The organism is Flectobacillus sp., from assembly GCF_049240685.1.
Classification (GTDB): Bacteria; Bacteroidota; Bacteroidia; order Cytophagales; family Spirosomataceae; genus Flectobacillus.
On sequence record NZ_JBMLSD010000345.1, the window covers coordinates 1 to 7,025 of the forward strand.

Annotated in this window: 7 protein-coding genes; 4 read left to right on the forward strand and 3 right to left on the reverse strand. The window is 37.8% G+C overall.

All coding sequences use genetic code 11. The features are described from left to right. Window positions 1-274: 274 nt before the first annotated feature. Both ACOVQ4_RS15355 and ACOVQ4_RS15360 read right to left on the reverse strand, forming a co-directional pair. On the reverse strand, window positions 275-1,255 hold the full coding sequence (locus tag ACOVQ4_RS15355) for a ketoacyl-ACP synthase III (RefSeq protein WP_421821508.1): 981 nt from the start codon (window positions 1,253-1,255) through the stop codon (window positions 275-277). Window positions 1,256-1,318: 63 nt separating this feature from the next. After that, window positions 1,319-1,906 carry a TetR/AcrR family transcriptional regulator gene (locus tag ACOVQ4_RS15360; RefSeq protein ID WP_421821509.1) on the reverse strand — a complete coding sequence of 196 codons (588 nt, stop codon included), beginning with the start codon at window positions 1,904-1,906 and terminating at the stop codon, window positions 1,319-1,321. A 317-nt stretch (window positions 1,907-2,223) separates the two neighbouring features. Between ACOVQ4_RS15360 and ACOVQ4_RS15365 the strand changes: the two genes are divergently transcribed. Then, window positions 2,224-2,439, forward strand: a complete 216-nt coding sequence (locus ACOVQ4_RS15365; RefSeq protein WP_421821510.1) for a hypothetical protein — start codon at window positions 2,224-2,226, stop codon at window positions 2,437-2,439. Window positions 2,440-2,753: 314 nt separating this feature from the next. Here the strand turns inward: ACOVQ4_RS15365 and ACOVQ4_RS15370 are convergent, their stop codons facing one another. Further along, complete coding sequence (locus ACOVQ4_RS15370; RefSeq protein ID WP_421821511.1) at window positions 2,754-4,982, reverse strand: transferrin receptor-like dimerization domain-containing protein; 2,229 nt, start codon at window positions 4,980-4,982, stop codon at window positions 2,754-2,756. 231 nt (window positions 4,983-5,213) lie between these two features. On the opposite strand from ACOVQ4_RS15370, the gene ACOVQ4_RS15375 reads away from it, so the two are divergent. The 3 genes from ACOVQ4_RS15375 (at window position 5,214) to ACOVQ4_RS15385 (ending at window position 6,917) form a co-directional block, all read left to right on the forward strand. Then, complete coding sequence (locus tag ACOVQ4_RS15375; protein WP_421821512.1) at window positions 5,214-5,459, forward strand: hypothetical protein; 246 nt, start codon at window positions 5,214-5,216, stop codon at window positions 5,457-5,459. Beyond that, a complete protein-coding gene (locus ACOVQ4_RS15380; RefSeq protein WP_421821513.1) occupies window positions 5,459-5,992 on the forward strand; it encodes a hypothetical protein in 534 nt (177 codons plus the stop codon). Before ACOVQ4_RS15375 ends, ACOVQ4_RS15380 begins: the two co-directional genes overlap by 1 nt. Window positions 5,993-6,155: 163 nt before the next feature. Next, window positions 6,156-6,917, forward strand: coding sequence for a hypothetical protein (locus ACOVQ4_RS15385; RefSeq protein ID WP_421821514.1), 762 nt, complete (start codon window positions 6,156-6,158; stop codon window positions 6,915-6,917). The last annotated feature ends 108 nt before the right edge of the window (window positions 6,918-7,025 follow it).

Sequence of the window (7,025 nt, forward strand, 5' to 3'; positions counted from 1 at the left end):
GACGATTGAGATAACGGAAGTTGTTTCAATTGTAGAAAAGGAAGTGTCACAACTTCTAGGTAAAAATGATACAATAACTAAGCTCTATTGACGCCTGAAGTCCTCGTTAGAATTTTCTCCAAAGAGCCAGCGACAGTAAAAAGTCTGTTATTGATACTAATTTGTTGCTTACGACAGTTTGTTGGAGAGAATTTCAACAAGAGCTTAAAATCACAAAAGCGGTCGAAATGAGTTTTTCGACCGCTTTTGTTTTAACTTGAAAATCAAGAATATATTAAGCTTTCTGAATACGATTTGTCAAATAAATACCTGCTAATGTAAGTCCACTGCCAAAACCTGCTAACATTAATTTGTCATCCAATTGTACTTTGCCGTTTTGGATACCGTTGTACCAAGCAATTGGAATAGAGGCTGCTGAGGTATTTCCGTAGTTGACAACGCTCTCCAAGCATTTTTCAATAGGGAAATTCATTTGTGAGCAAGCTGCTTCCAAAATACGAATATTCGCACTGTGAGGAATCATCCAGTCGATTTGCTCTGTGGTGATACCATTTTTTTCTGCCAATTTGATAATATTAGCAGGGAGGTTCGATACAGCCCATTTGAATACGGTACGTCCATTTTGGTGGATTTTTCCGTTATAGTCTATCTGCTCAAAATTGATAGGAGCGGGTTGATTCGATAAATACAAATCTTTTCCTAAGTCGCCGTTGGTTGTCGAAATAGATTTATGAAGATATTGCGTTTCTGAACTTTCTACTAATACTGCTCCAGCGCCATCACCAAATAACACACAACTGGTACGGTCAGTAAAATCTGAAATTTTCGAAAGCGTTTCGCCACCGATAACCAATACCTTTTGGTAGTCACCTGTTGCGATAAGACCTTTTGCCAAAACTAAACCGTAAGCAAAACCTGCACAACCTGCTGAAACATCCAAACAACCTGCATTGGGAATACCCAAACGGCTTTGTACTTGGCTGGCGATACTAGGAAATGCTTGGTCAGGAGTACTAGTGGCTACAATCACAAAGTCAACGTCTGCAAGATTCTTTTGATAGTTGTCAGCAAGGTTTTGAGCCGCTTTTACGCACAAATCACTGGTATATTCGGTTTCTGAACTGTAATAGCGGGTATTAATCCCTGTTCTGCTAACGATCCATTCGTCGGTAGTTTCCAAAAATTGCTCGAAATAATGGTTGTCGATTTTCTTTTCAGGAAGATACACCCCGATAGAATCAATAATTGCATTCATATTAACTTGTTTTTGAATTGTTTGAATACGCATACCGAACGGTATGTGGTACTACAAATTTTTTTAGAGGCGGATTTGTTCGATAATGGCCGTCTCGATATGATTCGCGATATTTACTATATAATTTTTGTTTTGGTTAAGCAAAGACATGAATATTCCTCCTTCAATCATGGAATAAATATTGGTAGCCAAGGCATGCGCATCGGTGGCTTCTTTGATTTCTTTGTGCTTGATGCCATGAGTGATTATCGTGGCAGTATTTTGAATAAGTCTATCACAAATTTTACGAGCCTCCTCAAACAAAATTGGGTTGTTGAAACGGGCATCAACTCCCAAATTGAGTAGCGGACAACCACCTCTTTCGGAAGCTAATTCGTAATAGTATTCTTTAAAATAAAAGGTCATGCCATAAAGCTTGTTGATAGCACCTTTACGTTCAATGACAACATTATTAAGGGGTTTTACCAATTTTTTTACATTCAAATGAAAAGCTTGAAATGCTAAATCTTCTTTGTTTCTGAAGTAAAAATAGACAGCTCCTTTAGTCAGATTGGTAGCCTTAGTAATCTCAGAAAGCGACGTGCCGTTGTAGCCTTTTTTGTTAAAAAGAGGAGCTACTTTTTCGAGTATGTATTCTTGCGTCGTTTCCATGGATTGTAAATATAGGAAAAAAAATAATTCACATACCGATTGGTATGTGAATTATTTTTTCGGATTCAAGAAAATTAACTTGTTCTGACCTAAAATATTAGGGTAAAATTTGTTAAAAAATGCTTCTTTCAGAATTTTATCTACAATAAGAAGCAAGGCGTATTTTCTTTAAAAAAATAAGTCTACAAATCACATTTTTTTGCAATAAAAGTATCTCTTTCGTTGTTGTAAGAAAGTAATAAAACTTAATCCTCAACAACTTATAAATATATTTTATGAAAGACTCAGTCTTTGTTAATTGGACCTTATCTAAACTTTTGAGCAAAAAACAATCTCTAAAGTTTTATGTAAATTCATTCTTAGTATTCCAAATTACATTGGTACTTGTTTCGGTGTATCTTATTGCTACTATCAACAAACCCGGATGGATTGCTCCTTTGGTTTTATTGAATGTTGGGGTGCAGCTTTATCGCAACAAATACAGGTTGCAATTAAAAATGATAGAGGAGGAGATTTATTCCAGAAGAAAGTAATGATTGCCTGATTGGGCAATTGGCAAGGGGCACTCGGCAAAATATTTCTAATGCATCAAACATGAGTCATCCCAAATTTTGGGATTGGGATTATCCTCCAAATTTTCATAAAAAAGGGGTCGGGAAATTTTTTCCGACCCCTTTTTTTAGGCTATCATGCTAGATTTACTTGGTTTGAGACGCAAGCATCGAGACGCAAGCATTGCGTCTCTACTGGGAGAATCTAAATTTTAACATAATCACTCATTCGCTAAATTAGGGCTGACTCATATATTTTGGAAAAATGATGCCTTCGTGATGACGAAACTTCTTATTTATTCTCCAAGCAAGGCCACCGCTTTATCGATTTGGTCGCAGTATTTGTTGAGTACAGATGACACAATCTCAATGCCTTTTTCCGCCTCTTTCCATTTTCGTTGTTCAATAGACTCACGTACCGAAGGAATTGTTTTTACACCATATCCCGTAAAAAATCCTGGCGCGTAAATTTGGTGTTTATACCACGGACGATTTGGTAAACCTTCAGGCAAAGTCAAGGTTCTTTCTATCGTATAGAGTAGTTGGTTCAGTTCTTCTAGTTTAGCTGGCGCCAATTTAGCGCTATTTTTTACCGCTAAAGCATAAGCATTGGCGCTTTTGTTCAAACGATTCAAACTGTTTTCTAGCGGTGCAAAATTGATATAAGGAACCTCATCGTACGTTTTCACAACGATTGGTTCGTTCGGGTCGGCTGCTGCTGCAAAATGACCTTCTTTTACCAAACGATTATTCTCTTCGGTTTTACTACGAATATTTTCTAATAAAGCCTTTACCTCAGTGCCGTAGTTTTGAAGGGTATTCGAAAAGTTTTGGAACTCAAAAGGCAGTACATCGGCATTTGCCAAACGCAATACGGTTCTTCCCATGGTTTTTGCCAACGTAACCCCATAAGCAAAATCAGGGTCTTTGAAGCGAGTGTAATGGTCAAAAGAATCATAAATTGAGTGGTATTCGCCTCCTTCATCTTCGCCACCATAACCCACATTCATAGCAGAAACGCCCAAATGCTGTAGAAATGGCGTAAAATCCGAACCCGAACCCAAGGCTCCAATACGAATATCACCACGACTTAAGGCTTCTTTTTTGCTTTCGCCCGACCCATTTACCAAAATATACGAACGTAAACGGTCGTACACGCTGATATTTTTTTGTGGGTCGATGACATCTCTGCTTACTTGGTTAAAGAATTTTTCTAAAGTGTGTGAGCCTCCTGCCGAAAGAAAACCTCTTCCGTTGCCATCTGAGTTTAGGTAAGCCACCGCTTTTTTCTGTAATTCCTGACGGTTGGCTTCAGCCCATTCGGTTGAGCCTAATAAGCCTGGTTCTTCGCCATCCCAAGCACAAAATACTAAGGTTCTTTTGGGTTTCCAGCCTGTTTTTGCCAATTCTCCAATAGCACGAGCTTCTTCCATAACGGCAACCATACCACTCAACGGGTCGGCTGCACCAAATACCCAAGCATCATGGTGATTGCCTCTGAGAATCCACTGGTCAGGAAATTCCGAACCTTTCATAACGGCAATTACATTGAACAATGGCTCTACTTTAAAGTCAAATTGTAATTTCAAATGTACCTTGGCTGCACCCGGCCCCACATGATAGGCAATAGGTAAGCCTCCTCTCCATGACTCTGGCGCTATTCTTCCATCTAATGCTTTGAGTAGGGGCAAGGCATCGCCATAAGAAATAGGCAATACAGGAATCGTCATGATGGTTGTGGCGTCTTTCAAGTCTAATCGTTTGGCATCCTTGGTATTACCATAACTTGGGGTTAGTGGGTCGCCAGGCGCAACAGGCAAGTCTAATACCGAACCTCGTTGTGCCCCAGCTTCTGGTCTGAAAGGACCTTTTGGATATACATCGCCTTGACCATAGCCATCATCTTTAGGGTCGGAGTAAATAATACAACCTACTGCGCCTTTTTCGGCAGCTAATTTGGGTTTTAAGCCACGCCAAGAACCGCCATAGCGTACAATTACAATTTTTCCTTTGACATTCTCCCCCATTTTTTCAAGTACTTCATAATCATCAGGACGACCAAAATTGACATAAACTAACTCCGCCGTAACGTCCCCGTCTGCCGAAAAGCAATTGTAGGTTGGCAAATGATCTTTGAGCTGGTTGGAAGTACCATCTTCTTTGAGCGTAGGCTCGACCAAACTGGCTTTGAAAAGCGTAGGACTTACCAAACTCACCTCACGAACTTTGGGAGTTGGAAAAAGCGTGTACAAGGTATCGATACGAGCCTCAAATCCCCATGATTTAAACAAATCACGCATATACACAGCATTGGCGCGGTTGTGTGGCGAGCCTACGTAATGAGGTTTTGAACTCATATACTTCATCCAAGTACGGAGATTTTGGGCATTGAGTTGAGCGTCAAATTGGGCTTCTAATGCTCTTTCAGTAGAAGTTCCTTTTTCAGAAAACCCTAAAAAGTTTTGAGCCGAAGAGGTAAGTTGTCCAAGGCAAAAAAAGCCCAAGAGTGTAATCAGTTTTTTCATAATAAGTTATGATGAAGAAATGGAACATAGTCGACGAATAATCCGTCAGATTCGGTATTAGTAAAGATAAGGAGTTTATTGATTGTCAAAAGAATGAACTACCCCAAAGTTTGGAAAGAAGCGAGTTTTAGAGATAGTTTTGCTAATAATCATTTTTTCAATTTACATGCAATCATATTTTTTATAACTTGAAGCTCCTAAAATCATGACCTAATTAAATCACATATCAACATGAAAAAAGAAAGCTTTACAGACTTGTCACTTGAAGAGCTACAATCCAAAGAAAAGACGTATAAGACCGCATTTTTGACTTCCCTTATTCTACAGATTCTTTTAGGAATATTAACCATTTATTTAGCCATTGTAAAAAAGCAATTTGCATTTATTGCCATCTCTTCTGGCGTTTTGCCATCCTTGATTTTTATGTATCAAAACCTGAAAAAAGTTCGGGAAGAAATAACCAAACGTGTTCAATAATGTTCAAAAACTTAGGATTTCAAGAATATCTATCGATTGGATATCTTTATTTATTGATTCTGGGCGTAGTCAGCGAGTCAATTTTTTATAGAATGTTGGGACTTAATATTCTTCAATTTGCGTCCTTGTCCGATATTCTCATTGCGCCATTAACTTTGCTGGTAAGTCATTGGTTAATTCCTTTGAGCCTTTTCGGAATGATTGTTGTGCTATTCATTTTAACCAAATTGAGCGAAAAATTCAATGCAAAGCATGATAAAGAGCAGTCAGTCAATCTCCTAGTGCTTTGTTCAGCCTTTATCTTCTTTGGCTTCTTCGTCGGGATAGAACTTGGAAGAGGTTCTAAACAAAAAAGTTTAATCGATGAAGGAAAAACCCAACCAAACTATCTTATTACATTCGATAACGGACAAGCCCAAAAGGTGAAAGTGATAGGACAAAACTCTACCTATCTGTTTTATGTACCCGAAAATAGTAAAAAGCTTATCATCACGCTAATCGATGGAAATGTAAAAAGAATGGAGGTGTTGTAGAAAAAAAATAGTTTTAAAAATAACGATTTAATAAACAAAATAACATTTTTTAACAGATAAACATCAAAATAAAGCATTCATCCTATCGTTGCATAGAATAGCTAGGTTTTTTGTCAGAATCTAGCTATTGTTTTTTTAGTTTCAACCTAAATATTAATAGCTCGTGAAAAAAATTTTTATGTTCGCTTCCTGTTTTTTCTTTCTCAGTATTTCCTCCATTAGTGCCCAAGATACCCTTGGAAGTCAATCTTCAACAATTCAGTTTTCTTCATTTGATGCACAAAACTCGACTGAAGAAGTGCTCGATGTTCCTGTTGATTTTGCAATGGTAAAAACGACAAAAGCAATTCCTTCTGGCCTCAATGGTTTTTATGAAAGAAAGCGTATTCAAATTGTTGTAAATGCAGACTATAACACCTACGGGTATAATACATCCAGAATTGCAGATAATGAGAGATTGTTTCAAAAATCAGGATTATCTAATATGTCCTTAGGCGCAGGTGTGTTGTGGGAACCCAAAGGCTTTAACCGAAAGTTGGGAGTAGAGCTAGATATGGCTTTTGCAAGCTATCAAGAGCTTGCGCGAGTCAACGCGGGTATTCTACCATTCAAAAATGTAACCACTTTGAGTTTTGCCTTATTACCCCAATTTGTTTTTTATCAGAACAAAGCAGAAACCTTATCGTTATTTGTACAAGCTGGACCAACTTTTGAAAAAGTGATAAAAGAAAGTACTCCAGTAAATACATTTGGTACCTATGATGATATTTTTGGCTATAAAGTAGGCGTTGGAACGAGATTTGGTCGATTATTTACAAGTGTCAATTTTTCACAAAATAATTCAGGAACTCATTCATGGGTAAGTATAGTAAAATCTACGATTACTAAAGTAGGTCTGTCGTTGGGGTATAATTTGAGTAAGTAAACAAAAAAGCGAGCGTTTCCAAAAACACTCGCTTTTTTGTTTTTATTATTTATATCTTACAATTCTCTAATCCAAACATTTCTGAAACTTACTGCATTTCCGTGGTCT

Excerpts from the sequence above, each read along its gene's own strand:
- ACOVQ4_RS15355 (WP_421821508.1), bottom strand. The coding sequence starts at position 1,255 with ATGAATGCAATTATTGATTCTATCGGGGTGTATCTTCCTGAAAAGAAA.
- ACOVQ4_RS15380 (WP_421821513.1), top strand. The coding sequence starts at position 5,459 with ATGTTCAAAAACTTAGGATTTCAAGAATATCTATCGATTGGATATCTT.
- ACOVQ4_RS15375 (WP_421821512.1), top strand. The coding sequence starts at position 5,214 with ATGAAAAAAGAAAGCTTTACAGACTTGTCACTTGAAGAGCTACAATCC.
- ACOVQ4_RS15370 (WP_421821511.1), bottom strand. The coding sequence starts at position 4,982 with ATGAAAAAACTGATTACACTCTTGGGCTTTTTTTGCCTTGGACAACTT.
- ACOVQ4_RS15360 (WP_421821509.1), bottom strand. The coding sequence starts at position 1,906 with ATGGAAACGACGCAAGAATACATACTCGAAAAAGTAGCTCCTCTTTTT.